We start from the raw sequence: 26,488 nt of genomic DNA, 5'->3' as shown, positions 1-26,488 counted from the left end.
GCGCGGCGGCACCGGCCTCCCGGCCGGAGCGCGCGCCGCGCCCGCGCCTAAACCGCTTCCTCGCTGCCGCGCACCGGCACCGGCTCGCCCACCAGGGTCCAGTAGCCGATCATCGCCACCACCACCACCGCCGCGCCGACATACAGCGCCGGCTTGAACGAGTGCGAGGCCTGCACGATGAAGCCCGTCACCACCGGCGCCAGCGCGCCGCCGAAATAGCCGCCGAAGTTCTGCATCGCGCCGATCGAGGCGGTGGAGTTGGCCGGCGCCGCCACCGAGGCCATCGCCCAGGCCGCGCTCGAGGAGATGTACATCAGCATCATCGACACCGAGATGAAGGTCACCGCCAGCGCGGTGTTGTCGGTCAGCGCCGTGAGCGTGGTGAACACCGCGATGCCGAGCAGCGAGGCGACCATCGGGTACTTGCGGCTGTTGATCTGCGAGACGCCGCGCCGGGCCAGCACGTCGCAGATGCGCCCGCCCGACAGGCTCCCGATCACGCCGAACAGGTAGGGCACGGCGGCCACCCAGCCGGTGCGCGCGATGGTCAGGTGATGCTCCATCTGCAGGTAGGTCGGCAGCCAGGCGTTGTAGAGCCACAGCACGTAGATGGTGCCGAAGAAGCCCAGCAGCATGCCCCAGGTGGTGCGATAGCGCAGCAGGTGGCGCCAGTCGGCCCAGGTCGGACGCGTGCTGGCCAGGCCCTCGGTATCGTCGAGATACTCGCGCTCGCGCTGGGTCAGCGAGACATGGCGCGGGTCGCGATGCAGCAGGTAGAAGGCCAGCGCCAGCGCGAGGCCCGCCACCCCCATCACCACGAACATCCAGCGCCAGCCGAGGTTCAGCATCAGGACGGTCAGCAGCGGCGCGGAGATCGCGGTGCCGAGCGTCGACGAGCTGTTCCAGATGCCGGTGGCGGTGCCGCGCTCGTGCTTGGCGAACCAGTCGCGCACGATCCGCGCGCTGGTCGGGAACTGCGGCGCCTCGCCGACGCCGAGCACCATGCGCGCCGCGAAGAACTGCGAGAAGCCGTTGACCACGCCGCCAAAGGTCTGCGCCACCGACCACAGCGCGAGGCTCATGGCCAGCGTCAGGCGCGCGCCGAGCCGGTCGATCAGCATGCCCGCCGGCAATTGCGCGAACGCATAGGCCCACAGGAAGGCCGACAGCAGCAGGCCCATCTGCGGCACCGAGAAGCCGAGATCCTGGCGGATCAGCGGGGTGGCGATCGACAGCGTCGAGCGGTCGAGGTAGTTGACCACGCCGCTCATCAGCAGCAGCGCGAGCGCGGTGCGCTGGATGCGGCGCACGCGCGGCGAGGCCGCGTCGCGCGTGCCGGCCTGGGCGGATCCGGCCTCGGCCGGCAGCGCGTCGGGAGTGGTGGGCTTCATCGGGTGTCTCCTTGCTGGGGTCTCGTTCTGTACGTTCTAGGTGTCGACGCGCCCCATGGCGAGGATGGGCGCGCCCGCTCGAAACTCGACAACGACCGCAACCGCGCCGGCACGCGCGGCGGGGTGGCCAGCCAAGGTACCGGTTCCGACAACATACAGGCGCGGCCCGACGGAAATCCAATCAAATTTTGCGGGGGAGCGATTCCATCCGCTTATCGCGCCTTAGGGGCTAACCCGCCGCCGGGTCAACCCCGATCCGGGCTCGCGCGAGGCGCCGCGCGCCGTTTTGCGAGTAGCAAAGTCTCACGTCAGATGAGTTCGGAATATCGTTCCGTAATGAGCATCTCACGGCTGCCGAATTTTCCGATACAAGCCTTATTTGGCCGCGCTTGCAGGGTTAACCGCGATGGGACCAGCTTCATAAATGGAATAACGTTCCGAAATGATATCGGACAACCGATAAATAGCCGTGCCGGCACGGCCGCGCGCGTTCGATATCCCGCTTGCCCAACCCCCATCGACACCACAGGAGACGACAGATGCCGTTCCAGACAACCCGTCATACCGCCCTGCGCGCCGCGTTCGGCGTCGCGCTGGCCATCGCCAGCCTGATGGCCGGCGCGGCGACTTCGCACGCGAGCGGCGACGCGGCGGTCGCCAAGGCGGTCGAGCAGTTGCGCGTGGCGATGGTGGCCGGCGACGAGGCCACGCTGAAGAAGCTGACCGAGCCGGAACTGAGCTACGGCCATTCCTCGGCCCATATCGAGGATCGCGCGGAATTCCTGAAGGATCTGGTGGGCACCGGCGCGTTCAAGTCGGTGACGCTGTCGGACCAGACCGTCAAGGTGGTCGGCGACAACGCGATCGTGCGCCACGTATTCGATTCGGAGAACAACCAGCCGGATGGCAAGGTCACCACCTCGCACATCGGTGTGCTGCAGGTCTGGAAGCATCATCCGGACGGCTGGCGCCTGCTGGCGCGCCAGGCCGTGCCGCTGCCGCAGAAGTAAGAATGCCGAACATGGCTCGGCCCGGCGCCTTGGAATAGGCCGGGGCCGTCGAGGGAGCGTCGGGCGACGCTCCCTTTTTCGTTGTTTTTCATTGCCGCCCGCCGCGATGGCGGGCGCCGCCGGCTCAGGCCGGCAAGGCGAACTGCGTCACCGCGTGACGCAGCGCATCGGCCTGGTCCTTCAGCGAATGCGCGGCGGCCGCGGCCTGCTCGACCAGCGCGGCATTCTGCTGGGTCACCTGGTCCATCTCGCCCACCGCGCGATTGACCTGCTCGATGCCGGTGCTCTGCTCGGTGGCGGCCTGGCTGATCTCGCCGAGGATCTCGTTGACGCGCTTCACCGACTGCACGATCTCCTGCATGGTCGAACCCGCGTCGGTGACCAGCGAGGCGCCCTGCTCGACCGTGTCGGTGGAGGTCTCGATCAGCGACTTGATCTCCTTGGCTGCGGTGGCCGAACGCTGCGCCAGCGAACGCACCTCGGCGGCCACCACCGCGAACCCGCGGCCCTGCTCGCCGGCGCGCGCCGCCTCCACCGCCGCGTTCAGCGCCAGGATATTGGTCTGGAAAGCGATGCCGTCGATCACGCCGATGATGTCGGCGATCTTGCGCGAGCTGTCGGTGATCGCCGCCATGGTACGCACCACGTCGCCCACCACCTCGCTGCCGCGGGTAGCCACGTTGGCCGCCTGCCCGGCCAGCGCGGCCGCCTGCGAAGCGCTTTCCGCGCTCTGCCGCACGTGCGAGGTGATCTCGTCCATGCTGGAGGCGGTCTCGACCAGGGCCGCCGCCTGCTGCTCGGTACGCTGCGAGAGATCGGTGTTGCCAGCCGAGATCTCGGTGGCGCCGACGTTGATGTTCTCGGTGCCGAGCCGCACCCGCGAGACCATCTCGATGAGCCCCGCCTGCATGGTGTGCAGCGCGTGCAGCAGGCTGCCGCGATCGTCGCCGCGCAGCGCGACATGGGCGGTCAGGTCGCCTTGCGCGATGCGCTGCGCGGTCTCCACCGCCGACTCCAGATGGCCGCCGAGGCTGCGCCGCACGCTGCGCAGCACCAGCACCATCAGCAGCGAGGCGACGATGCCCAGCGCGCCCGACACGGCCAGCCAGATGAGGATGTCGCGATACATGGCCGCGCGGATGTCGTCCATGTACATGCCGGTCACCAGGAACCAGTCCCAGGGCGCGAAGCGGCGCACCACGCTGGTCTTCTCGACCGGCGCGTCGGCGCCGGGCTTGGGCCACAGGTAACGCACGTAGCCCGGCGCGCTGCTGCCCTCGCCGCCCTCCTTGCCGGCCTTGACGATGTCGACGAACAGGTGGGCGCCGTTCGGATCGGCGAAGTTCGCCAGGTTGGTGCCGTTCAGGGCCGGCTTGATCGGATGCATGATCATCGCCGGCTGCGAATCGTTGATCGAGATGTAGCCGTCGCTGCCGTAGCGCATCGCCGCGATCGCATCGAGCGCGCGCTGCTTGGCCTCGTCCTCGGGCAGCGTGTGCTGCTGGGCGAGTTGGTAGTAATGCTCGGCCACGCCATAGGCCTCGCTGACCAGCGAGGCGAGCGCCGCGCGGCGCGCCTCGAGCATGGACTGGCGGGCATGCCAGGCGCCGAATCCCGCGATCAGCAGCAGGCCGATCCACAGGATCGCGATCATCGACGTCAGTTTCCGGTTCAGGGTAAGGGTGCGCATCTCGAAGTCTCGCTCAGGTTACTGGACCGTGTTTCAAACCGGCCAGTGTTTGACGGCAGCGCGAGGCGCGCGGCGCAGGCGGGATATCCCTGAGGTGCCTCGATGAAAGGCGCGAGGCGCGCCAAAGATCGGATCAATGTGGAGCGGGCGAGGCGCTCGACGATGGCGGCTCGCGTCTCGCCTCGCCGGGGGGCGCAGCGATGCGACGCGAGCCGCGATGATGCGGGGAATCGGCCGATCAGGCCGCGACGATCGCAGCACCCGGCTGCGCCGCCTCCTGCGCGGACTCGCGCAAGGCATCGAGCGCGACCACGATCGCCCCTTGCAGGGCCGCGCCGTGGCCGAAGGCGGCACGCTGCCATTGCGGTTCGAACAGCGCGGCGCGCGCCACGGCGGCGCGAAGCCGCTCCACCAGCGCCGGCACGCGCGCCATGCCGCCGCCCAGCACGATGCGCTCGGGATCGATCATCAGCGCGAGATTGGCGACATGGCGCGCCAGCGTGTCGAGCGCCTCGTCGAGCAGCGCCGCCACCGCGGGTTGCGTGGCGGCCAGCGCGAAGGCCTCGCGCGCGCTGGTCTCGCGCCCGAGCAGCGCCGACACGCGCGCGGCCAGCGCGCCGCCGCCCGCGTGTTCCTCCAGCGGCGCGCCGCCCTCGGCGCAGGCGCGCTCGCCGGCCGCGCCGAGCAACTGGTAGCCGATCTCGCCGGCCGCGCCGTGCGCGCCGCGCAGCACGCGCCCGTCGATCACGGCCGCCGCCGCGAGCCCCGTGCCGAGGTTCACGTAGAGCCCCGTGCCGACCCCGGCCAGCGCGCCGAAGCGCGCCTCGGCCAGGGCCGCGGCCTTCACGTCGGTCGCCACGCCCACCACTCGCACCTCGAACATCCGGCGCAGCGCCGGTTCGAGCGCGAGCGTCTCCCAGCCGGGATTGTTCGGCGCGAACCGGATCCCGTCGGGCTGCACGATGCCGGGCGTGACGGCCGCCACCGCCAGCAAGGGCAATGCGCCCGCATCGCCCGCCCCTCGCTGATCGCGGCGCGTGCGCGCCAGCAACGCGAGACTGGCCTCGCGCGTGCGCGCCAGCACGCGCGCCGCGCCCTCGGCGGCCAGCGTCGGGATTTCCGCCTCGCCGAGGCGCTCGCCCGATGGCGTGGCGGTCGCCATGGCGATCTTGGTGCCGCCGAAGTCGATCGCCAGCAGGCAGCCCGCCGCCGCTGCCCCGCCCTTGCCGCCCGCTCCCATCCGCCCTGCCGCTTCCTCGCTCATGACTGCTCCACGCCGGTTCGCGGCCGGCCTTGCTGGCGCTCCAGGAACACTTCCCGCACGCGCTTGGGCCCGAACGGCCATTGTTTCGCGACGCGCGCCCAGACCAGGAACGCCATCACGCCGAGCGCGATCCATGCCGTCGACATCCATTGCGAACGTGCATCGGTCGCGTAGAACACATACAGCCAGCCGACCAGCGCGAGCAGGCTCGGCAGCGGATAGAGCCATTGCCGGTAAGGCCGGCGCAGGCCCGGCTGGCGGCGGCGCAGTACCGTCAGCGCGGCGATCTGCGCGACCGACTGCAGCAGCACCGCGACGGCCACCAGCATGTTGATCACGGTGGTCAGGTCGAAGAAGGTGCCGATCGCGGTCACCACGCCCATCACCAGCAGCGCCACGTGCGGGAAATCGTGCCTCGCGTGCAGGCGCCCGAAGGCGGCCAGGAACACGCCGTCGCGCGCCGCGTGGAAGGGCACGCGCGAGCCGCCGAGCAGGCCCGCGAACACCGAGGCGAGCGCCGCCACCAGGATCAGCGCGGTGATGATTGCCGCGGCCGTGTGCCCCCAGTTGCGCTCCACCACCAGCGAGGCCACCGAGCTCGACTTCGCCACCTCCTGCCAGGGCACGGTGCCGATCACGCCGATGTTCATCGCCAGGTAGAACACCATCATCGCCAGGATCGACACGATGATCGAGCGCGGCATCACGTGGCCGGGATTCTTCAGCTCGTCGCCCATGTAGGCGGTGGTGTTGTAGCCCGCGTAGTCGTAGATCGCGATGATCAGGCCGGCGCCCAGGCCGGTGAAGAACTTGCCCGCGTCGAACGCGTCGGGCGGCATCGACAACGCCAGCGGCAGGTGGAAGTCGCTCCAGGCGGCGGCCGTGGTCAGCAGCACCGCGAGCACCATCACGATCCACAGCACCGCGCCCAGCGTGCGGATCGACTCGATGCGCCGGTACAGCGCGAACACCACCAGCGCCACCGCGGCGATGCCGATCGCATGCGACTGCCAGGGGCTCAGGTTCGGCAGGAAGAAACCGAGGTACTGCACGAAGCCGATGATGCCGGTGCTCATGATCAGCGGAATCGACAGCATGGCGGTCCACACGAACAGGAAGGGCATCAGCTTGCCGGTGCGGTACTGGAAGGCCTCGCGCACATACAGGTAGGTGCCGCCCGCGCCCGGCATGGCCGCGCCGAGCTCGGCCCAGACCAGGCCGTCGGCCATCGCCAGCAGCGCGCCGCACACCCAGCCGATCACCGCCAGCGGCCCGTTGAGCACCGCCACGATGGCCGGGATGGTCAGGAACGGCCCCACCCCGCAGATCTGGATCATGTTGACCGCGATGGCCGGGAACAACCCGACCGAGCGACGGAAATGCTGCGCCTGCTGCGCGTCGTCCGCGCCGTCCGCGGCGGCGGCGCCGTCCGAACGGCTGGCGCCGGGGTCCTGCCAGGTGGAATCGCTCATGCCTGTCTCCTAGCGGCCGGGGGCCGCGATCTCGTTGCCAAGGAACTGCCGTGCGAGGCTGCCGTGCCGCTTCGTCGATGGCGGCATCGTGGTCGAATGATAGGAAAGGTTCTTTACGAATTCAACAGATTCAAAAATAATCCTTCGGAACCCCGCCTTGCCTCGCGCGACATCTCGTTGATAGGATCGGACACCCGCAGACAGGCCACGCATGAATCCGCATTCCCGCAAAGCTCCGCCCCCCAGCGCTCCCGTCACCCGCGGCCCCGCCTTCGTGCGCCAGGGCAACGAATGGGCCATCTACCAGCACCTGCTGGCGCTCGCGCCGGCCACCGCGCCGCAGCTCGCGCAGAGCACGGGCCTCTCCAAGGTCACCGTGACGGGCGCGCTCGGCAACCTGGAACGGCTCGGGCTGGTCGAGCAGGTGGGCGTGCGCGAGGGCAGCGCCGGGCGCCAGCCGCGCCTCTACCAGCCGCGCGCGCGGGCCGGCTACGTGGTGGCGATCGACGTCGGCGCGGCCTGGATCCGCGGCGCGCTGGCCGACCTGTCCGGCAATATCCTGGCGCGGCTGGAGAAACGCTCGCCGGCGCGCGCCTCGCTGCTGGTCGCGCGCATCGTCGAGATGGCGCAGGCGCTGGCCGAGGCGCAGGCGCTCCCGCGCGAGGCGGTGCTGGCCACCGTGCTCGGCTCGCCCGGCGTGTTCGATCCCTCCAGCGGCCGGCTGCGGCTCGCGCCCAACCTGCCCGACTGGGAACGCGCCGATCTGGTCAGCTCGCTGCGCGCCGCGCTCGGCGAGGACACCCTGTTCGACAACGACATCAATCTCGCCGCGCTCGGCGAGCAGGCGCACGGCATCGGGCGCGGGGTGGACAACTTCGTGTTCATGTCGATCGGCACCGGCATCGGCCTGGGCATCGTCACCGACGGCAAGCTCTATCGCGGCGCGCACGGTTTCGCGGGGGAAATCGCGGTGCTGCGGCCGGCGCCGCCCGCGCAGGATCGAAGGCTGGACAGCGAGCGCGAGCGCGGCAAAGACCGCGGCGAGAACGCCAGGGACGACAGCCCGCGCGCGGCGATCTTCGAGGAATCGGCGGCGGCCAAGGGCATCGTGGCGCATGCACGGCGCATCGGCCTGGAAGTGGACGACGCCGAGGCGGTATTCGCCGCCGCGCTGCAGGGCGACGAACGCGCGCGCGCCTGCCTGGCCGAGCAGGCGCGCCAGCTCGCCTGGGGCCTGGCCGCCATCATCCCGGTGCTGGACCCTGCCCTGGTGGTGCTGGGCGGCGGCATCGGCCTGGCCGGCGCGGCGCTGCTGCCGGCGATCCGCGAGCAGGTGGAGGCCTGGCTGCCGATCCCGGCGCCCGAATTCGCGATCTCCGCGACGGGCACCGACGCGGTGCTGCTCGGCGCGATCGTGCAGGGCGTCGAGCGCGCGCGGCTCAAGGCCTTCGAGCGGGCGGGCTGAACCGGGGAAAATTTGGCGGGAAATTCGGGAGGAGATTCGGCGGGAAATTCGGAAGCCGTGTCGGCGGAAAGCCGGAAGGGAGGATCGGGCGCCGCCAGGACGGCGGCGCCTCGCGCGGCGACCTCAGCCGCGTTTGCCGAGCGCCTGCTCGATCTTGCGATCGGTCTTGTATTGGCTCAGGGCATAGACGGACCAGATCGCGGCCGGAATCCAGCCGATCAGCGTGATCTGCAGCAGCAGGCATATGATGCCCGCGAACGGGCGGCCGATCGTGAAGAACTGGAACCACGGAATCAGGATGGCAAGCAGCAGACGCATCGGGGTCCTCGCATCGGGCAATTGAGTTGTCGGAGCCGCGCCGGGGCGGCCCCTCATTCTACGATCCCGGGATGACGCTCCCGGGCACGGCGCGGCGAGGGCCCCACCCAGACAACGCGCCGCCGCGCCCTCCCCCTCAAGCCTCCACCGCCTTGCGCTCCTTCTTCACGCCCGGCATCACGCGCTTGGCCGGATCGTTCTCGAGCGCCGGCACCGAGGCGAACAGCTCGGCGATCCAGTCGGCGAACACGCGCACCGTCATCGACAGATGGCGGTTGTGCGGATAGACGATCGAGATCGGCTTGGGCTTCGGATAGACGCCCTGCAGGATCTCCACCAGCGAGCCGTCCATCAGGTGCGGGATCACCGAGAACAGGGTCGGCTGGATCAGCCCGAAACCCTCGAGCGCGCAGGTCACGTAGGCATCGGAATCGTTGACCGTGACGATCGAGTTCATGCGGATCTCCTGCAGCTTGCCGTCGATCAGGAAGATCCACGGCATCGGCCGGCCCAGCGCGTAAGCGAAGTTCACCGCGCGGTGCTTCTCGAGTTCCTCGATGCTGCGCGGCTCGCCGAACTTCTCCAGGTAGGCGGGCGAGGCGCAGCTCACGCGGTTCATCACCCCCACGCGCCGCGCCACCATCGACGAATCCTCCAGCGGCCCCACCCGGATCTCGCAATCGAAACCGTCGCGCACCAGGTCGACGGGCCGGTCCGACATGCCGAACTGCAGCTCGATGTCGGGATAACGCTCGTGGAATTCCGGCAGCGCCGGCAGCACCACGCGCCGCCCCAGCAGCGACGGCATGTGCACGCGCAGCGCGCCGTGCGGCTTGCGGTTGCCGACCTGGAAGCTCGCGTCGGCCTCCGAGATCTCCGTCAGGATCCGGATGCAATGCTCGTAGTAACCGGCGCCCTCGGGCGTCAGCGAGAGCCGGCGCGTGGTCCGGTGCAGCAGGCGCACGCCGAGCAAGGCTTCGAGGTTCTGGATGATCGTCGTCACCGAGGCCCGCGGCATGGCCAGCGTCTCGGCGGCGCGCGTGAAGCTATTCGCATCGACCACGCGCGTAAAAACCTGCATCGCCTGTAATCGGTCCATCAATTTCCCCTTTCTCTGCTTTCGAACGGCCAACGGAACAGGATAGAGCGGCACGGCATCGCGATTCAAGCCTGACGGCGATTATTCATGTGCCGCGAGCAATCGCGGCGGCCGGCCGGCGATTGGCGGAAGGCGGCAAAGCCTTGCCGGGCGGGGCTCGCGCGGCGGTTTCGGCAGTTCGCCGGCAGCCCGAGTCGGCCCGGCCGATCGCGCGCCCGGCGCCGCGAGGGGCTCCGTGTTTTCACCGACAGCTTCGGCGAGCCTTTGGCCACGAATAAATTACCCATTTCGAATCAAATACTTGCATCACGACGGCAAGCCCGGGCCGCGCTAGAGGCCGCCATCTACTCGCTTGCGATTTCTCGCGTCACCGACTATCGTTACATCCGTCAATGTCACATTTAAAAATGAACCGGAACGGAGACACCGCATGAATGCGCGTACCCTGCCCGATGGCGACGGCGCCAGCGAAGCCGTCGACATCGCGATCATCGGCACCGGCTTTGCCGGCCTCGGCATGGCGATCCGGCTGCGCCAGAAGGGGCGCGGCGACTTCGCGGTGTTCGAGAAGGCCCCGAGCGTGGGCGGCACCTGGCGCGATAACCATTACCCCGGCTGCGCCTGCGACGTGCAATCCCATGTCTACTCGTTCTCGTTCGCGCCGAACCCGCGCTGGACGCGCATGTTCGCGCCGCAACCGGAAATCCGCGCCTACCTGGAAAGCTGCGTCGAGCGCTTCGGCATCGCGCCCTACCTGCGCTTCGACCACGAGCTGGCCAGCGCCGAATACGACGAGGTCGCGCACCGCTGGCAACTGCGCTTCGCCAACGGCCGCCGCGTCTCGGCGCGCGTGCTGGTATCGGGCATGGGCGGCCTGTCGCGGGCCGCGCTGCCGCAGATCGAAGGGCTCGACAGCTTCGCCGGCCACGCCTTCCACTCGCAGCACTGGGACCACGACTATCGCCTGGAAGGCAAGCGCGTGGCGGTGATCGGCACCGGCGCCAGCGCCATCCAGTTCGTGCCGCAGATCGCGCCGAAGGTCGCGCGACTCTCGCTGTTCCAGCGCACCCCGCCGTGGATCATGCCCAAGCCGGACCGCCAGCTCGGCCGCTTCGAGCAATGGCTGTTCCGCGCCCTGCCGTTCACGCAGAAGCTGGCGCGCACCAGCCGCTACTGGATGCTGGAATCGCGCGTGCTGGGCTTCGCGATCCATCCCGCGCTGATGAAGAACGTGCAGAAGCTGGCCGAGCGCCATATCCGCAAGCAGATCGCCGACCCGGCGCTGCGCGCCACCGTCACGCCGAACTACACGCTCGGCTGCAAGCGCGTGCTGATCTCGAACGACTACTACCCGGCGCTCACGCGCGCCAACGTCGACGTGCTCACCACCGGCATCGCGCGCATCGAGCCCGACGCGGTGGTCACCACCGACGGCCGCCGCCACGAGGTGGACTGCCTGATCTACGGCACCGGCTTCCAGGTGGCCGACCCGTTCCCGCGCGGCGTGATCCGCGGGCGCGGCGGCGTCGACATCGTCGATACCTGGCGCGACGGCGCGCATGCCTACCTCGGCACCACCCTGCCCGGCTACCCGAACTTCTTCATGATCGTCGGCCCGAACACCGGGCTCGGCCACAACTCGATGGTGTTCATGATCGAGTCGCAGATCGAATACATCCTCGGCGCGCTCGACGCGATGGACCAGGAGCGCGCCGACGCGATCGAGGTGCGCCCGCTGGTGGAGGCCGAATACAACACGCGGCTGCAGCAGCGCCTGAAACGCGCGATCTGGTCGACCGGCGGCTGCAAGAGCTGGTACCTGGACCCGCGCACCGGCAAGAACACCACGCTGTGGCCGGGCTTCACCTGGCGCTTCCGGCAGGCCACCGCGCAGTTCTCGATCGCCGACTACCACGCCTACGCGGCCGCGCGCCGCGAGACACACGCCGAGGCCGGCAGCGCCGTGGCCGGCGCCCCCGCCACCGACGCGCCGGCGCGCCGCGCGCAAGCCGTCTGACGACCAGGAGCGAAGCAGATGAAATCCTTCCACGACAAGGTTGCGGCGATCACCGGCGCCGGCTCCGGCATGGGCCGCTCGCTGGCGCTGCAGCTCGCCCAGGACGGCTGCCACGTGGCGCTGGCCGACAAGAACGGCGTCGGCCTGGCCGAGACCGAGCGCATCGTGCGGGCGCTGGCGCCCTCGGTGCGCGTCACCACCTGCCTGCTCGACGTGGCCGACCGCGCCGCCGTGCATCGCTGGGCCGACGACACCGCGCGCCAGTTCGGCCGCGTCAACCTGGTCTTCAACAACGCCGGCGTGGCGCTGTCGAGCACCATCGAGGGCATGGACTACGCCGACCTCGAATGGATCATGAACATCAACTTCTGGGGCGTGGTGCACGGCACCAAGGCCTTCCTGCCGCACCTGAAGGCCGCGGGCGACGGGCACGTGATCAACACCTCGAGCATCTTCGGCATCTTCGCGCAGCCGGGCATGAGCGCCTACAACGCCACCAAGTACGCGGTGCGCGGCTTCACCGAATCGCTGCGCCAGGAACTCGACATGATGAAGTGCGGCGTGTCGGCCACCTGCGTGCACCCGGGCGGCATCAAGACCAACATCGCGCAGTCGAGCCGGATCTCGCAGAACATGCTCGGCTTCATGGTCGACAGCGAGCAGCAGGGCAAGGACGACTTCGAGAAGTTCTTCATCACGACGCCGGAGGAAGCCGCGCGCGTGATCCTGCACGGCGTGCGCAGAAACAAGCGCCGCGTGCTGATCGGGCGCGATGCGCGCGGCGCCGACTGGCTCGCGCGCACCCTGCCCGCCGCCTACCAGGCGCTGGTCGTGCTCGCGACCAAGCGCGAACGGGCCAAGGCGCGCCGCCGCGCCGCGCGCGGCGGCAAGCTCGCGCCGGCCCACTCCAGCTACAACAACGCAGGTAATCAGGGAGAACCGTCATGATGCCCGTCCGCCGTGACATCCGTTTCGCCATGCCCCCCGACCGCGCGTGCGACTGGCACGTGAAGGGGGTGCCCGTCACCCACTTCATGAACGCGCTGTCGCTGCTGTTCCCGGCCGGCGAGCGTTTCTTCATGGACTCGGTGCGCCACTACCGCGACCAGATCCACGATCCCGAACTCAAGAAGCAGGTGATCGGCTTCATCGGCCAGGAGGCGATGCACACGCGCGAGCACATCGAGTACAACGACCTGCTGCAGGCCGCCGGCCTGCCCGCGCACAAGCTCGACCGCCGTCTGTGGTTCATTCTCGGCCTGTTCAAGAAGTACCTGCCGCCCTCGATGCAGCTGGCCATCACGATCGCGCTGGAGCACTACACGGCGATGCTCGCCAACCTGCTGCTGGAAGGCCACAAGGAGCGCATCGACGGCTCGGTCGACGGCTACACGCAGATGTGGATGTGGCACGCGATGGAGGAGACCGAGCACAAGTCGGTGTCCTACGACGTGTGGCTGCGCGTGATCAAGCCGGGCCTGGGCCGCTACCTGCTGCGCACCGGCACCATGCTGATGACCACCGCGATCTTTTGGGCCATCGTGTTCGATTACCACCTGCGCCTGATGTTCGCGCACCGCCGCCATCACGGCCGCTTCTCCGGCATGTGGACGCTGGTGAAGTACCTGTACGCGCCGCGCGGCGGCGTGTTCCCCGGCATCGCGCGCGAGTGGTTCGGCTTCTTCCGCCCGAACTTCCATCCCTGGGACTACGACAACCGCCGCTACCTGGGCGAACTCGACAGCCTGCTCGCGAAGATCGACGAGACCAATGCGCGCTACGCCGCCGAGGCCGCGCCGCGGCGCGTGCCGCTGCATGCGGCCGCGCCGGCCGCCGCGCACTGAGCGGGGGATCGGTTATGGCGAGCGCGCGCGAGACGCTGACGGTCGATTCGGACGGCGTGCGGCTCGCCGTCCACCTGAGCGGGCCGCGCGAGGCGCCGCCGCTGATCCTGGTGCATGGTTATCCGGATTCCTCACGAGTCTGGGATCGCGTGCGCGAGACGCTGGAGAAGCGTTATCGCGTGATCGCCTACGACGTGCGCGGCGCGGGCGAATCCGACGCGCCCAAGGCCACCGCCGCCTATCGCATGGCGCAGCTCGAACGCGACCTGTCGGCGGTCGCGCGGGCGGCCTGCGGCACGCGGCCGTTCCACCTGGTCGGGCACGACTGGGGCTCGATCCAGAGCTGGGAAGCCGTCACCGATCCGGCCATGCGCGGCCGGATCCTCTCCTATACCTCGATCTCGGGGCCCTGCCTGGACCATGTGTTCCGCGCGCGGCTCAAGCTGCGGCAGTCGCTGAAGTCCTGGTACATCGCCTTCTTCCACCTGCCGGTGCTGCCGCCGCTGTTCTGGCGGCTCGGCGGCGCCGCGCTCTGGCCGCTGTGGTTGCGCCGCACCGAGCGGATCCGCGCCGAGGCCGATCCGCATCAACTGCGCAACGGCGTGAACGGCATCCGCCTGTATCGCGCCAACTTCATCGCTCGGGCACGCCAGCCGCGCGAGCGTTACGCGCAGGCGCCGGTGCAGATCCTGGTGCCGCGCCGCGATCGCTACGTGACGCCGGCCCTGACCGAGAACCTCGAACGCTGGCTCGGGCCGCATCGGCGCGAGATCATCGACGCCTCGCACTGGACGGTGCTGCGCGACGCGGCGCTGATCGCGCAGCGCATCGACAGCTTCGCGGCCAGCCACGAGCCGGCCTTCGCGTCGCCGGCGGCGGCCGCGACAGCGGCGGCGGCCACGGCACGCGCGGGACAGCCCGGCGCCAACGATGCCGATCTCGCCATGCGCCCGAGCGCAGCCGAGGCCGTCCCGGGCGCGCCGCTCAAGCCGCGGGCAAGCGCCTGAACAAGGTGTCGTATTCGAGCACCAGACCGTCGTCGTCGACGCTCAGGCCCGCCGTGAAGCGGCCGTCGATCCCTTCGTAGCGATAGCGCCGGCCCGGCTCGATGCAGACATAGGCCTGGGTCGCGCGCGACACCGCCAGGTCCGGCACGCTGACATAGGCCACCTCGATCGCGCGCCGCTCGTCGCGGCGCAGCCCGAGGCGGCGGATCGGCAAGGTGTTGGTGTAGGGGGTGGCGGCGATATCGAGGTCGACGCAGCCTTCGAGCGCCGGCAGCGGGCGCCCCTCGCCGTCCTGCCAGCGGCCCTCGCGATCGCGCAGCAGGCTCTGCGTGGCGCCACCCATCACGCTCAGCGTGGCCCGCGTGGTGCGCCAGTGGCCGTCGCAGGCGAGCCGGTAGGCCAGCCCGTAGCGCCGCCCGTCGTCGTGGCGGCCGATGATCACGCTCTCGGCCAGATAGCCGTCGCCGTCGCGCGAGAGTGTCAGGTGTTCGATACCGTCGCTGTCGAGCGACGCCCAGCGCACTTCGCGCATCGTGATGCCTTCCCTTGGCGGCCCGCGCGGCGGGGCCGCGCGCGGTGCGCTCGATCGTAGCGCAAATAGCCGGTATCCGGGCCCGCCCATGTCGCGCCGCGCGGCGATCTTCTATGCTCGCGGCTTCGCGTCCGCCTGCGCCCCGCTCCCCCGCTGCCCCGCTCATGCCCGCCCGCTCCCACCTCGTTCCGCTCGCGCTGCCGATCGAACTGCGTACGCTGCTGCGCGGCCTCGGCCAGGTGCTGCTGCAGCCGCATGCGGGCACCGGCGCCGGCGTGCTGGCCGGGCTGCTGCTGGCCGATCCCGCGCTCGGCTGCGCGGCGCTGGCCGGCACGGCCGCCGCGAATATCGCGGCGCTGTTGACGGGCGGCGCCAAGGTGGGATCGAGCGTGCTCGGGAGCGGCTCGCGGCAGGTCGGGATGACCGATGCGGTGCCGACGGCGACGCAGTCGACGCATGCCGCCCCACGCGCCGCCGATGGTTCCGGCGGCAGCGCGCGGCAAACCGATCTCGCCGACATGGCGCTCGGCCTGCACGGCTACAGCGGCGCGCTCGCGGCGCTGGCGGCCGTCGCGCTGATTCCCGATCGCTCGCAGGCCTTCGCGATCGCCTTGATCGCGGCGATGCTGGCCGGCGCGCTGTACCGCCCCATCGCGCATGGCCTCGCGCGCCGCGGCGGCGGCGCCTATTCCCTGCCGGCCGTCATCGCGACGGCATGCTGGCTGCCGTGGTTCATGCCGCTCGCCGTCAGTCATGCCGGCGCGTGGCCGGGCGCGCCGGCGGTCCTGTCGGGCGCCGCGCTCGCCGCGTTCGCCCAGGCCGCGTTCGCCTCGGGCACGCTGCCGGGCCTGTTCCTGCTGGCCGGCCTCGCGCTGGCCTCGCCGCGCGCGGCCGGGCTCGGCCTGCTCGGCGCCCTGCTCGGCTCGGTCCTGCTGCTCGCGGCCGGCGGCACGGACACGCGCTCGGCCGGCGCCTGCGCGGCCGGCTTGCTCGGCTACAACGGCGCGCTGGCGGCCATCGCGCTGGCCGCCCGAGGGCCACGTATCGCGCTGGCCGGCGCCCTGGGCGCATCGCTGCTGCACCTGCTCGCGCTGCGTCTCGGGCTGCCGCCGTTCAGCGCGCCGTTCGCGATCGCCGCCAATCTCCTGCGCATCGCGTCGCGCGAGAGCGTCGCGCCATCTTCACCCGCCGCGCCAGCCGCGCCCCGCGCGCCGGCACCGCCCCTCACCACCGCCACCCACCATGAGCTTCGTCCACCACGCTGACACCCGCGCCGCCGCCGGCCCGATCTCCGCGGCCGAGCAGCGCGTCCGCCTCGACCTCGCTGCCGCCTATCGCCTGGTCGCGCTCGACGGCCACGACGACCTGATCTACACGCATCTGTCGGTGGCCGTGCCCGGCGAGCCCGGACATTTCCTGATCAATCCCTTCGGGCTCGCCTTCGAGGAGGTGCGTGCCTCGAGCCTGGTCAAGATCGACCTGGCCGGCAGGCGCATCGGCGATGGCCCGCACCAGGTCAACGCCACCGGCTTCGCGCTGCATGCGGCCGTGCACGCGGCGCGCGCCGATGCGGTCTGCGTGATCCACCTGCATGCCAAGGCCGGCATCGCCGTCTCGATGCAGCCGCAGGGCTTGCTGCCGGCCTCGCAGCACGCGCTGCGCTTTCACGACGACCTGGCCTGCCACGACTACGAGGCGCTGGCCTTCACGCCGGCCGAAGGCGCGCGCCTGGTCGAGCGGCTCGGCGACAAGTCGGCTATGCTGCTGCGCAATCACGGCACGCTGACGGTCGGCCGCACCGTGGCCGAAGCCTGGGTGCGCACCGCCACGCTGCTGAAGGCCTGCGAGATCCAGCTGGCCGCCCAGGCCGGCGGCCTCGCGCCGGTGCTGCCCGCGCCCGAGGTGATCGCGCGCGCGGCCGAACAACTGCGCGACGGCGGCGCGCTCGAGGGCGAGCTGGAATGGCCGGCCATGCTGCGCCGTCTCGATCGCCACGAACGTCATGCGCGTCCCGGCGAGGCGTCGTATCGCGATTGACTCGTCCCGCCCTGAATCGTCCTGAATCGCCCTGTTTGCCCGCACCCCTGACCTGGAGACCTGCCATGCCCACCTTTCACGTCGATCTGTTCGAAGGCCGCAGCGCCGAGCAGAAACGCCGCTTCATCGAGGCCATCACGCGCGTGACCTGCGAGACGCTCGACTGCCCGCCCTCGGCGGTCGACATCATCCTGCACGAGGTGAAGAAGGAGAACTGGGCCACCGGCGGCAAGCTGTGGTCCGACGCGGACGCCGGCTGAGCGCTGCGCCGCCGCGCCCGAACCCGCTCGGCCCCGCCAAAACGCAACGCGCCGCGAATATCGCGGCGCGTTCTGCTTTCCGGCGCGGGACCGCGCTCGAATCCGGCGCGTCCCGCTCGCTTCGGCCGAGGTTCAACCCCAGCCGGCCATCATCGCCCCCATCCCCGCCAGCAGGCCGCCCATCAGGCGATTGAGCGCGCGCACGCGCGTCGGGCGTTGCAGCAGGCGGCTCAGGCGCTGCGAGAACAGCGCCATCGAGGCCACCCCGAGCGCGAACAGCAGCGCGAACGTGGCGGCCAGCACCAGGTACTGCTGATTCACGCTCCAGCTCGCCTCGCTGCTGATGAACTGCGGGAAGAAGGACGGGAAGAACAGCAGCGTCTTCGGATTGAAGCCCGAGGTGGCGAGGCCGCGCCAGAACAGGCCGCGCCGCGAGGAAGCCGTCTCGGCTTCGGCCTCGCCCGTGCCAGGCGCCTCGCCCTCGGCCGGCGCGACGATCGCGCCGCCGCGCCACTGCCGGTAGCCGAGCCAGACCAGGTAGGCCGCGCCGACCCAGCGCAGCACGCCCAGCGCGCGTTCGTCGACGTGCAGCAGCGAATTGAGGCACAACGCCGTCAGCACCAGTTGCAGCAGCACCGCCACGGTGCCGCCCCAGACGCAGGGCAGCGCGCGCCGCCAGCCGGCGCGCAGCGCATGGCTCATGGTGAGCAGGTTGACGGGACCGGGGGCATAAACGAGCACGAGCGCGGCGGCGAGGAAGGACAGGTAGAGCTGGAACGACATGTCGGAGCGGGCGAATTCGGGTAATTCCGTGATGCGACCCGGCGGCGGCAGCGCCGCCGGTTTCGGACGGTAACGAGGGTGACGGATGCCCGTCCTGCCCGGCCTCGCGACTCGTGATCGCGCTAGCTGATCGAAACGGGGGGTGGCCGAATCGGTCATGCCGGGCAACAAGGCATACGGAAAATATACGCGGCGAGGCGCTGAAAAGGCTTCCGCTTATCCCGTGATTTCCGCCAGGAACCGGAAGCTTCTTCAGATAGAATCGCCATTCCGCGAACAAAATTCCAGAACCTCATGGCCACCCGCGAACGCTCGCCCAAATTGCTCGACAACCAGGACCGCAAGATCCTGCGCGCGCTGCAGTCCAATGCGCGCCTGTCCAACGCCGAACTGGCCGAACAGGTCGGCATGTCGACCACGGCCTGCTGGAACCGCACGCGCCAGCTCGAGACCGACGGTTATATCGACGGCTACGTCGCGCTGGTGAATCCGCGCCTGCTCGGTTACGCCGACATCGTGATCCTCGAGGTCACCCTCGACCGCCACGAGGACGATGCGCTGGCACGCTTCGGCGCCGAGCTGGCCGCGCTGCCCGAGGTGCTGGAGGCCTACCTGGTGTCGGGCGAATACGATTACTGGATCAAGGTGGCGGTGGACGGCACGGCCGGCTACGAGCGCTTCCTGCGCGAGAAGCTCTACAAGATCTCCAGCATCCGCCATAGCCGCTCGATGTTCGCGCTGCGCTGCGTGAAGGACGTGCCGTCGATGCAGGTCTGAAGCGGGCGGCGCGGCGGCGAGCGCCTCAGCGCCGCATCGTCAGCACCATGCGGAACCGATTCGGGTCGACGAGGGGTTTCAGCCCTGGCGGCCGGCCATCACGCCGCCGTCCACCGGCAGCACGGTACCGGTGATCCACGAGGCGTTGTTCGAGGCGAGGAACAGGATCGCCTCGGCGATATCGGCCGGCTGACCGTTGCGCCCGAGCGGATGGAAGGCGTTGAAGGCGGGCAGCGTTTCCTTGACCTGGTCGTCGGACATGAAGGTGTTGTAGACCGGCGTCTCGACCACGGCCGGCGCGACCGTGTTGATGCGGATGTTCGAGGCGGCCAGCTCGATCGCCAGGTTGCGCGTCAGCGCATGCACGCCGGCATTGGCGGCCGAATAGGCGGCCGACGGCGTCGCGCCGATCGCCTGCAGCGCCCACAGCGAGCCGGTCTGCACGATCGCGCCGCCGCCGCGCAGTTGCATCGCCTTGGCCGCGGCCTGCGCCATGAAGAACTTGCCCTTCAGGATGATGTCGAGGAAGCCGTCGTACTCGGCCTCGTCCACCTCGAGGAAGGACTTGGGGCGGAACACGCCGGCGTTGTTGACGAGGATGTCGACGCCGCCGAAGGCCTCGGTGGCCAGCGCGACCAGCGCGGCCGCCGAGGCCGGCCTGGCGATGTCGCCGGCCTGCCAGCGCACGCGCTCGCCGCTCGCGTCGATCTCGGCCGCGGCCTGCTTCAGCTTGGCCGCGTCGCGCCCGCCGATCACGACGCTGGCGCCCGCCTTGACGAGCCGCGCCGCGACTTCCTTGCCGATTCCCGAGCCGCCGCCGGTGACGATCGCAACCTTGGAAGAAAAACTATGCATGATGACTCCCGTTCGTGACGTTGAATGGGCCACGGTCTGCTTGGTTGGTTCGGCAGTTCGTGACTGGATGACTGCATTCTTCGTCGATCGCGGAAGTGCCGCAAATCAGATATTGTGTGTCGTTCTGAAAGAAAATCTTTGTCTGTAACGGCATTTTCCGGCACTTGGCGTATGCTCGACACGCTCCCTTCCTCCCCCGCCACCGTGAAAACACCCGTCTTCCTCAACGCCCTGCGCGCCTTCGAGGCCAGCGCTCGCCACCAGGGCTTCTCGGCCGCCGCGGCCGAACTGAACGTGACGCCGGCCGCGGTCGGCCAGTTGGTGCGCTCGCTGGAGGAGTGGCTGGGCGCGCCCTTGTTCGTGCGCGGCACCAGCGGCCGCGCGCGGCTGGTGCCGACCGAGACGGCCGAGCGCGCGCTGCCCGATATCCGCGCCGGCTTCGACCGCCTGTCGATCGGCCTGGCGCGCCTGCAGGAAGGCACGCGCTCGGGCGTGCTGACCGTCGCGGTCAGCCCCGCGTTCGCCGCGAAATGGCTGCTGCCGCGCATCGAGCGCTTCCACGCGCAATGCCCGGAAACCGACGTGCGGCTCGACACCAACCTGAAGCCGGTGGATTTCGTCGCGCAAGGCATCGACATCGGCGTGCGCTACGGCCGCGGCAGTTGGCCCGGCCTCGCCGCCGAGAAGCTGATGGAGGAACGCATCTTCCCGGTCTGCTCGCCGGCCTGGCTGGCCAGGCACGGCGCACTGGGCTCGCCGCGCGAGCTGGCCGGCAAGCCGCTGATACACGATCGGTCGGTGGAGACGGATGCGGGCTTCGCATCCTGGGAAGCCTGGCTCGCCCACGCGGGCGCGGCCGGGGTGGAAGCGCGGCGCGGCATGCAGGTCAACAATTCGGCGGCCGTGCTGCAGGCGGCGATCGACGGCCACGGCATCGCGCTGGCGCGCAGCGTGATGGCCTGCGACGACGTGGCCGCGGGCCGGCTGGTGCCGCTGTTCCCCGAGATCGCCTATCCCTCGGCGCTGGCCTATTACGTGGTCTATCGCGCCGAGGCGGCGACACTGCCCAGGCTGGTGGCGTTCCGCGACTGGCTGATGCGCGAGGCCGCAACGGGCGATTGCGGGAGCGGGGCCCAGGCCGATTGAGCCCTGGATGGCGACGCCGGTCGCGCGGCAGGCAGCGCGCGCGAGCCTCGCCCTATCCGCGTTTTCGCTTCGATACTCCCGCGCCGCACCTCAGCGCGATTGCGACTGCGCCTGGGCCAGCGCGTCGAGCGCCGCGCTGCGCGCCTGCACGCGCGCGAACAACTGCTCGATATCGAAGCCATCCAGGTCGAGGTCGAAGCGCTGGTCCAGGCAGGCGGCCCAGGCAGCCGCGTCGGCGAGACGCTCATGACGGGTCGCCGCCCCGCTCGCATCGCGCAGCGTCAGGGTGTCGTTGAGCAGCGCGGCACGGCCCTCCGGCAGCACGCGGCTGACGATCAGGTCGTTCACGAACTTCGAATCGGGATGCGTCGAGGTGTACCAGTTCGCCACCTCGTAATCGATCTGCTCGACGCCTCGCGCCACGAAACGATAGACCGGCTGCCAGCCCTTCGCGGCACGGAATTCCAGGTCGAACGCGTCGGCGCCGGGCGCCTCGACCAGCCGGTACTCGCCATGCGGCGTGCGCTGCGCGACACCGGGCGTGGCCGCGAGCGGCGCCGTCTGCGTGACCGCGCCGAAACCGACGTCGAGGTTCCAGGTCGCGCCGTCCAGCTCGACGCGCAGCAGCATGTGGGTCTGCGCGGCCACCAGCTCGGGGGGACGCTGCCAGCGCACGCGCGCGATCAGCGGCGTGACGCGAAAGCCGAAGCGCTCCAGCACCGCCTGGAACAGCCGGTTCTGCTCGAAGCAGTAACCGCCGCGACGCCGCGCCACCAGCTTGGCACCCAGCGACGGCAGGTCGAGCCGCACCGGCGCGCCGGTCAGGGAATCGAGATTCTCGAAGGCGATCGCGGCAGGATGGAGACGATGCAGCCGGCGCAGCGCATCGAGCGTCGGCGCGACTTCGCCCCGGTAGCCGATGCGTTCGAGATAGGCGGGAAGATCGAGATCGTCGTGCATGCCAGGAGGTCCGGTGGAAGGGAACGCGCGCGGCGGCGAATGCGCGCTACCTTAGCACTGCCATGCGATCGCCGCCGGTAGGCGCGAGACGGCAGGCTTCGGCGAGACGACGGCGCCGCGTTGCGCCCGTCAATGCGCGATGCGGCGCAGCGCCAGCGTGGCGACCGGCGGCACCTCGATGCCATGCACCGAGGCGTAGCGCACCGCGTCGTTCAGCGTGGCCGCGGCCGCGTCGATCTGGTCGGGCGCGTGCTCGGCGAAGCGTGACGAGGCCGCATCGGGCGCGGCCGCCTGCGCGCCGCTGGGCAGGCCCTCGAAACGCTGCAGGCCCTCGCCGAGCGAGGCGAGCCCGCTGCTGAAACTGTCGCGATCGACCGGCAGGGCCGAGGCCGACGATGCCGACGCAAAGGCCTGAGACAGCGCCAGCGCGATCGATTGCTGCGCGCCGCCGATCTCGGCGAGCGTGCTGCTCGAGACGCGCGAGGCGTCGCTGTCGTCGCCGAGCGTGCCGGCCGCGCTGGCGGCCTGGCCCGCCGCGCCTGACAGGCCCATCGCGACGGCCAGGTCGGCCTGCCCCGCCAGCACGCGGCGATTCGCGTCGACATAGGCGGTCCAGTCCGGCGAAGCGGAGGCGGCGGAAGAAGGGGAAACGGGAGAGGCTGAAGCGCGGCGCGTGGCGCCATCGGGACTGGCCGAGTCGTTGCCACGGCCGTCAATCGCGGCGTATTGCGCGACATATTGCGCGGCGGCCGGGCGCGCCGCGGCATGCGCGTGGCCCTGCTGCGCATGCGCGCCGGCGCTCGCGACGAAGCCCGCCGCGGCCATGAAGGCCGCCCGGGCATGCCTCTTCGCGATCGCTCTTACCTTGTGGGATGTCGTCAGCGCTTTCATGGACAAAATTGTCCGCGCAGCGCCACGCGGGATGCAACGATCGATACAACTGGAAACGTATGAGCAATCCGGGCGCCGGTGCGCGGCGCGGCTTCGCGCCTGGCGGAGCCCACGCGGCGGCGACGGAAACGCGGCGCCCGACAGCAAGCGCCGCGCCCAGGAATCGTTCCGCTCCGCCCTGCCGCCCTAAGCCCGCAGGATGCCCGGCAGGCGCTCGGCGACCCAATCGCCGGCCTGTTGGTAAGCATGCGCGAGCTGCAACACGGCGAAATCGTCGCGCGGGCGCCCGATCAGCTGGATGCCGGTAGGCAGCCCCGCCTCGTTGAAACCGGCCGGCACGTTGACCACCGGGCAGCCGGCCAGGGTCCAGGGCGTGACGGTTTCCATCCAGCGGTGATAGCTGTCCATCTCGCGGCCCGCGATCGCCTTCGGCCAGCGCTCCTCGACATCGAACGGAAACACCTGCGCGGTGGGCGCGGCGATGAAGTCATGGTGCTCGAACATCGCCATCAGGGCCTGCAGCCAGGCCGTGCGCGCCGCGCTCGCCTCGTAGACCTGCTCGGCCTTCATCGCCAGCAGCCCTTCCACCTCGTAGACCGCCTCGGGCTTGAGCAGCGCGCGCCGCGCCGGATCGCGGTAATGCACCAGCGCCGCGCCGCCGGCCAGCAAGTGACGATGCGCGAGCCAGATACGCCAGATCCGCGCCGGATCGAAGGCAGGCAGCGCGGCATCGACCTCGCAGCCGATGCTGCGCAGCGTGCCGAGCGCCGCCTCGCCCAGCGCGAGCACGCCCGGCTCGATCGCGAGATAACCGTCCCAGTCGCCGACCCAGGCGATCCGCTTGCCGCGCAGGTCGGCGTCGAGCGGCTGCGTGAAGCGGGCCGGATCGTCGTCGAGCGAAAGCGCGTCGCGCGGGTCGCGGCCGGCCTGGATCGCCAGCAGCCGGGCCAGATCGGTGACGGTGCGCGCCATCGGGCCATCGGTGCCGAACTGCTGGTAGAACACGTCGACGGCGGGCCAGCGCGGCACGCGACCGACCGAGGGCCGGAAGCCGAGCACGTTGCAGAACGCGGCCGGATTGCGCAGCGAGCCGCCGAAATCGCTGCCGTCGGCCACCGGCAGCAGGCGCGCGGCCAGCGCAGCGGCCGCCCCGCCGCTGCTGCCGCCGGCGCTCTTGCCGAGATCGTGCGGATTGCGCGTCGCGCCATAGACCTCGTTGAAGGTATGCGAGCCGAGCCCGAACTCGGGCGTGTTGGTCTTGCCGATGAAGATCGCGCCGGCCGCGCGCATGCGCGCCACGGCCACCGAATCCTCGGCCGGGCGGAAATCGCGGAAGATCGGCGAACCCATGGTGGTGACGATGTCCTTGGTCATCGCCAGGTCCTTGGGCGCCTGCGGGATGCCGTGCAGCCAGCCCTGCCACTCGCCGCGCGCCAGCGCCGCATCCTTTTGCGCGGCCTCGGCCAGCAGCGTTTCACGCTCGCGCAGCGCGACGATCGCATTGACGCGGCCGTTCACGCGCTCGATATGGTCGAGGTAGGCGCGCATGGTCTCGACGCAGGACACGGCCTTGCCGCGGATCGCGTCGGATAGCTCATGAGCGGGCATCGCGACGATCGGATCGAGGGAGATGGGAGACGACGGGGCGGGCTTGACGCTCATGAGGCACTCCTGAAGCGAGGGAACGCCGACAATTATATGAAGGGCAAGCCGAGCGGTCTGCGCGATTTCGCCGTCGATTTTCGATTTTTTTCGCATAATCCAGTGCGATTCGCACTGAATCCGCGCCATCGTTTCGCGTGCCGGCATGACGGCCCGCCGCGTGCGGCCCGGGTGACAACAGGCGGCCCCGATGTGTCATTTATGCGCATAAACATAAAATTCTTAGATTTTTTATTCGAGTGCGCGACGCCGCAGGCTGCGATCAAAACTGCGCCGTCAATTGAAACCCCAGCGTGACGCGCGCGGTCGGAAACCCCGAAGGCTTGTAGACCGGCGTCCCGGCAAACAGATCGTAGGCATAGGCGCCGAATCGAGTCGCCACGCTGCCCTTCAGGCCCACCACCGCGCCAGCCAGCTGCGTGCCCACCAGCAGAACCGGCTGTGGCCCCCACACGCGACCGTAATCGAGCCCGGCATAGATCGCCTGCCCGGTCTGCACGATCGGCATCTGCAGTTCGTTGCGCCAGTAGAACCCGCGCGCCGCCGCCAGCATCGTTTCGCCGTCGAAGCCACGCACCGTGTAGCGGCTGCCGATGGTCAGGTCGTCGATGTAGTACAGCGTGTTGCCCGTGTACTGGCCGTGGAGGCTCGTCACGTAACGGAACGGCTGCCTGGCGATCGCGAACGGCACCGACAGGTTCGCATCGAGCACCGCCATGCTGTAGCGGTAGGTCGGCCCGCCCCCTTCGGCGAGGATGTCGTCGCGCGCGCCGAATCCGCCGATGCCCTGCCGATAGGCAAGCGCACCATCGAATTGCGCGCCGCCGACGTAGTGGCGATCGGTCAGCCCGAGTTCGACAAGCGTGTTGTTGCGTCGCTGCTGGGTGATTTCGGTGTCCTCGATGAAGCTTTCGCCGAAGCGGCGCGAGAGACGGACATATCCGCTGAACACGTCGTTCTGACCGCGCAGCAGGACGCGGGCCAGCTTGAAATCCAGGGTCTTTGAATTGCCGCTCGCGATGAAGGTCTGGTTCACGCCGGCAATCTGCTGGTAGTAGGTGTTCGTGTACGCCGCGATCGTGGCGGTCCAATAGCCCCAGGGGATCGAGTAGAAACCGTTCCAGCCGTGCGAGCCGAGGCGCTTGTCGCCGAATTCGAGATCCTGGCTCACGCCGATGTTGAAGATGTCGTCGAGACCGAGTGGATTGTCGATGCCGATCGACAGGTTGCCCTGCAGCCTGCCGGTCGCGCGCGTGCCGGAGTTGTCGATCGAGGCAACGAGGGTCCACGGCTTGCCGCGCTTCACGTCCAGTACCACGTCGCTTTCGCCCGGCTGCTCGGCAGGGACGATTTGCATCGACACGTCCTGGCTGGTGACGCGCTTCATCTGCTCCAGGCCTTGCTCGAGATCGCGCAGGTTCAGCACCTCGCCGTCGCGAGCGGGAAACGCGGTTTTCCAGGTACCGCGCAATGTGTCGTCGGCAAAACGCAGGTGCCGGATCGTGCCGGGGATCAAGGCGAGTTCCAGCGTGCCGCCCGTCAAGTCCTGTTCAGGCAGCAAGACGCGCGTCGTGATGTAGCCACGCGCCAGGATTTCCTGGGAAAGACCTTTGACGATCATGTCGAGGCCTTGCCTGCCGACGCATTGGTTCGCGTAGTGAGCGAGCCACTCGCGGGCGAAGGCGAAGCGATCCATCGGCAGCGCGGACGCGCCTGCCGACCTCGCGGAAGCGGGTAACGAATCGGGGACATCGAGTGCGAAGCGGCGAATCGGAAAGCATGGAGTTTCAGCCGGAAGCACCGGATAACCGACGCTTGCGGCAACACGCGATCGAACGCCTGGCGCTGAAACGGTTCGCTCGCGTTCTCTCGCCTCTTCCTGCTGCCGGACCTGCTGTTCGTTGCCAAACTGCTGCGCGGATTGTGCCCATGCACCGGCCGATGCAAGGAGCAGCGAGCTTGCCACGACCCTGGTCCCTCGGATTTTCTTGTTCATGTTTGTTTTCAT

25 protein-coding genes are annotated in these 26,488 nt (G+C 69.6%); 12 read left to right on the top strand and 13 right to left on the bottom strand.

Going from position 1 to position 26,488, the window contains the following annotated elements; all coding sequences use genetic code 11:
• Positions 1-47: 47 nt before the first annotated feature.
• Positions 48-1,391 carry an MFS transporter gene (locus BM43_RS04640; protein WP_036056673.1) on the bottom strand — a complete coding sequence of 448 codons (1,344 nt, stop codon included), beginning with the start codon at positions 1,389-1,391 and terminating at the stop codon, positions 48-50.
• A 539-nt stretch (positions 1,392-1,930) separates the two neighbouring features.
• Between BM43_RS04640 and BM43_RS04635 the strand changes: the two genes are divergently transcribed.
• Complete coding sequence (locus BM43_RS04635) at positions 1,931-2,401, top strand: nuclear transport factor 2 family protein (protein WP_036056674.1); 471 nt, start codon at positions 1,931-1,933, stop codon at positions 2,399-2,401.
• Between the two features lie 124 nt (positions 2,402-2,525).
• Here BM43_RS04635 and BM43_RS04630 read toward each other — a convergent pair whose 3' ends face one another.
• From BM43_RS04630 to BM43_RS04620, 3 genes are all read right to left on the bottom strand, one after another.
• The gene (locus BM43_RS04630) at positions 2,526-4,091 is read right to left on the bottom strand and encodes a methyl-accepting chemotaxis protein (RefSeq protein ID WP_013689941.1); all 1,566 of its coding nucleotides are present in this window, start codon (positions 4,089-4,091) and stop codon (positions 2,526-2,528) included.
• 238 nt (positions 4,092-4,329) lie between these two features.
• Complete coding sequence (locus tag BM43_RS04625; protein ID WP_198399559.1) at positions 4,330-5,355, bottom strand: ROK family protein; 1,026 nt, start codon at positions 5,353-5,355, stop codon at positions 4,330-4,332.
• Entirely contained in the window at positions 5,352-6,827 is a 1,476-nt protein-coding gene (locus BM43_RS04620) for an APC family permease (protein ID WP_036056675.1), read from the bottom strand. Before BM43_RS04620 ends, BM43_RS04625 begins: the two co-directional genes overlap by 4 nt.
• A 211-nt stretch (positions 6,828-7,038) precedes the next feature.
• On the opposite strand from BM43_RS04620, the gene BM43_RS04615 reads away from it, so the two are divergent.
• A complete protein-coding gene (locus BM43_RS04615; protein ID WP_042285488.1) occupies positions 7,039-8,292 on the top strand; it encodes an ROK family transcriptional regulator in 1,254 nt (417 codons plus the stop codon).
• A 123-nt stretch (positions 8,293-8,415) separates the two neighbouring features.
• Here BM43_RS04615 and BM43_RS04610 read toward each other — a convergent pair whose 3' ends face one another.
• Together BM43_RS04610 and BM43_RS04605 are read right to left on the bottom strand one after the other, a co-directional pair.
• Positions 8,416-8,610, bottom strand: a complete 195-nt coding sequence (locus tag BM43_RS04610) for a YqaE/Pmp3 family membrane protein (RefSeq protein WP_017921290.1) — start codon at positions 8,608-8,610, stop codon at positions 8,416-8,418.
• 136 nt (positions 8,611-8,746) lie between these two features.
• Positions 8,747-9,709, bottom strand: coding sequence for a LysR family transcriptional regulator (locus BM43_RS04605; protein ID WP_013689936.1), 963 nt, complete (start codon positions 9,707-9,709; stop codon positions 8,747-8,749).
• A gap of 430 nt (positions 9,710-10,139) precedes the next feature.
• On the opposite strand from BM43_RS04605, the gene BM43_RS04600 reads away from it, so the two are divergent.
• From BM43_RS04600 to BM43_RS04585, 4 genes are read left to right on the top strand one after another with little or no spacing between them, the layout of a single operon-like run.
• Positions 10,140-11,726, top strand: coding sequence for a flavin-containing monooxygenase (locus tag BM43_RS04600; protein WP_036056676.1), 1,587 nt, complete (start codon positions 10,140-10,142; stop codon positions 11,724-11,726).
• Between the two features lie 18 nt (positions 11,727-11,744).
• On the top strand, positions 11,745-12,674 hold the full coding sequence (locus BM43_RS04595) for an SDR family NAD(P)-dependent oxidoreductase (RefSeq protein WP_013689934.1): 930 nt from the start codon (positions 11,745-11,747) through the stop codon (positions 12,672-12,674).
• A complete protein-coding gene (locus BM43_RS04590) occupies positions 12,671-13,570 on the top strand; it encodes a metal-dependent hydrolase (protein ID WP_036056677.1) in 900 nt (299 codons plus the stop codon). Before BM43_RS04595 ends, BM43_RS04590 begins: the two co-directional genes overlap by 4 nt.
• A 14-nt stretch (positions 13,571-13,584) precedes the next feature.
• Positions 13,585-14,577, top strand: a complete 993-nt coding sequence (locus BM43_RS04585) for an alpha/beta fold hydrolase (RefSeq protein ID WP_036056679.1) — start codon at positions 13,585-13,587, stop codon at positions 14,575-14,577.
• On the opposite strand, the gene BM43_RS04580 is transcribed toward BM43_RS04585, so the two are convergent.
• Positions 14,555-15,109, bottom strand: coding sequence for a putative glycolipid-binding domain-containing protein (locus BM43_RS04580; RefSeq protein WP_036056680.1), 555 nt, complete (start codon positions 15,107-15,109; stop codon positions 14,555-14,557). The two genes, BM43_RS04585 and BM43_RS04580, sit on opposite strands and share 23 nt — an antisense overlap.
• Positions 15,110-15,273: 164 nt before the next feature.
• On the opposite strand from BM43_RS04580, the gene BM43_RS04575 reads away from it, so the two are divergent.
• From BM43_RS04575 to BM43_RS04565, 3 genes are all read left to right on the top strand, one after another.
• On the top strand, positions 15,274-16,374 hold the full coding sequence (locus BM43_RS04575) for an urea transporter (protein WP_052409198.1): 1,101 nt from the start codon (positions 15,274-15,276) through the stop codon (positions 16,372-16,374).
• A complete protein-coding gene (locus tag BM43_RS04570) occupies positions 16,352-17,146 on the top strand; it encodes a class II aldolase/adducin family protein (RefSeq protein WP_036056681.1) in 795 nt (264 codons plus the stop codon). Before BM43_RS04575 ends, BM43_RS04570 begins: the two co-directional genes overlap by 23 nt.
• A gap of 65 nt (positions 17,147-17,211) precedes the next feature.
• Positions 17,212-17,406 (top strand): 4-oxalocrotonate tautomerase, encoded by a 195-nt coding sequence (locus BM43_RS04565; protein WP_025097994.1) that lies wholly within the window; start codon positions 17,212-17,214, stop codon positions 17,404-17,406.
• Positions 17,407-17,538: 132 nt separating this feature from the next.
• Here the strand turns inward: BM43_RS04565 and BM43_RS04560 are convergent, their stop codons facing one another.
• Positions 17,539-18,189, bottom strand: coding sequence for a LysE family translocator (locus tag BM43_RS04560; RefSeq protein ID WP_036056682.1), 651 nt, complete (start codon positions 18,187-18,189; stop codon positions 17,539-17,541).
• A 294-nt stretch (positions 18,190-18,483) separates the two neighbouring features.
• Between BM43_RS04560 and BM43_RS04555 the strand changes: the two genes are divergently transcribed.
• Complete coding sequence (locus BM43_RS04555) at positions 18,484-18,966, top strand: Lrp/AsnC family transcriptional regulator (RefSeq protein WP_036056683.1); 483 nt, start codon at positions 18,484-18,486, stop codon at positions 18,964-18,966.
• Positions 18,967-19,044: 78 nt separating this feature from the next.
• Here BM43_RS04555 and BM43_RS04550 read toward each other — a convergent pair whose 3' ends face one another.
• The gene (locus tag BM43_RS04550; protein WP_036056684.1) at positions 19,045-19,821 is read right to left on the bottom strand and encodes an SDR family NAD(P)-dependent oxidoreductase; all 777 of its coding nucleotides are present in this window, start codon (positions 19,819-19,821) and stop codon (positions 19,045-19,047) included.
• A 204-nt stretch (positions 19,822-20,025) separates the two neighbouring features.
• On the opposite strand from BM43_RS04550, the gene gcvA reads away from it, so the two are divergent.
• On the top strand, positions 20,026-20,967 hold the full coding sequence (gcvA, locus tag BM43_RS04545; protein ID WP_036057348.1) for a transcriptional regulator GcvA: 942 nt from the start codon (positions 20,026-20,028) through the stop codon (positions 20,965-20,967).
• Positions 20,968-21,057: 90 nt separating this feature from the next.
• Here gcvA and BM43_RS04540 read toward each other — a convergent pair whose 3' ends face one another.
• From BM43_RS04540 to BM43_RS04530, 3 genes are all read right to left on the bottom strand, one after another.
• A complete protein-coding gene (locus BM43_RS04540; protein ID WP_036056685.1) occupies positions 21,058-21,927 on the bottom strand; it encodes an arylamine N-acetyltransferase family protein in 870 nt (289 codons plus the stop codon).
• A gap of 129 nt (positions 21,928-22,056) precedes the next feature.
• Complete coding sequence (locus BM43_RS04535; RefSeq protein WP_036056686.1) at positions 22,057-22,818, bottom strand: hypothetical protein; 762 nt, start codon at positions 22,816-22,818, stop codon at positions 22,057-22,059.
• A 186-nt stretch (positions 22,819-23,004) separates the two neighbouring features.
• Entirely contained in the window at positions 23,005-24,480 is a 1,476-nt protein-coding gene (locus tag BM43_RS04530) for an amidase (RefSeq protein WP_036056687.1), read from the bottom strand.
• 36 nt (positions 24,481-24,516) lie between these two features.
• On the opposite strand from BM43_RS04530, the gene BM43_RS40165 reads away from it, so the two are divergent.
• The gene (locus BM43_RS40165; protein WP_144417624.1) at positions 24,517-24,777 is read left to right on the top strand and encodes a hypothetical protein; all 261 of its coding nucleotides are present in this window, start codon (positions 24,517-24,519) and stop codon (positions 24,775-24,777) included.
• On the opposite strand, the gene BM43_RS04525 is transcribed toward BM43_RS40165, so the two are convergent.
• Positions 24,743-26,476, bottom strand: a complete 1,734-nt coding sequence (locus tag BM43_RS04525; protein WP_052409197.1) for a ShlB/FhaC/HecB family hemolysin secretion/activation protein — start codon at positions 26,474-26,476, stop codon at positions 24,743-24,745. The genes BM43_RS40165 and BM43_RS04525 overlap by 35 nt on opposite strands.
• Between the last annotated feature and the right edge of the window lie 12 nt (positions 26,477-26,488).

Source organism: Burkholderia gladioli (assembly GCF_000959725.1).
Lineage (GTDB): Bacteria > Pseudomonadota > Gammaproteobacteria > Burkholderiales > Burkholderiaceae > Burkholderia > Burkholderia gladioli.
This window is presented reverse-complemented; position numbering and strand designations above follow the sequence as displayed.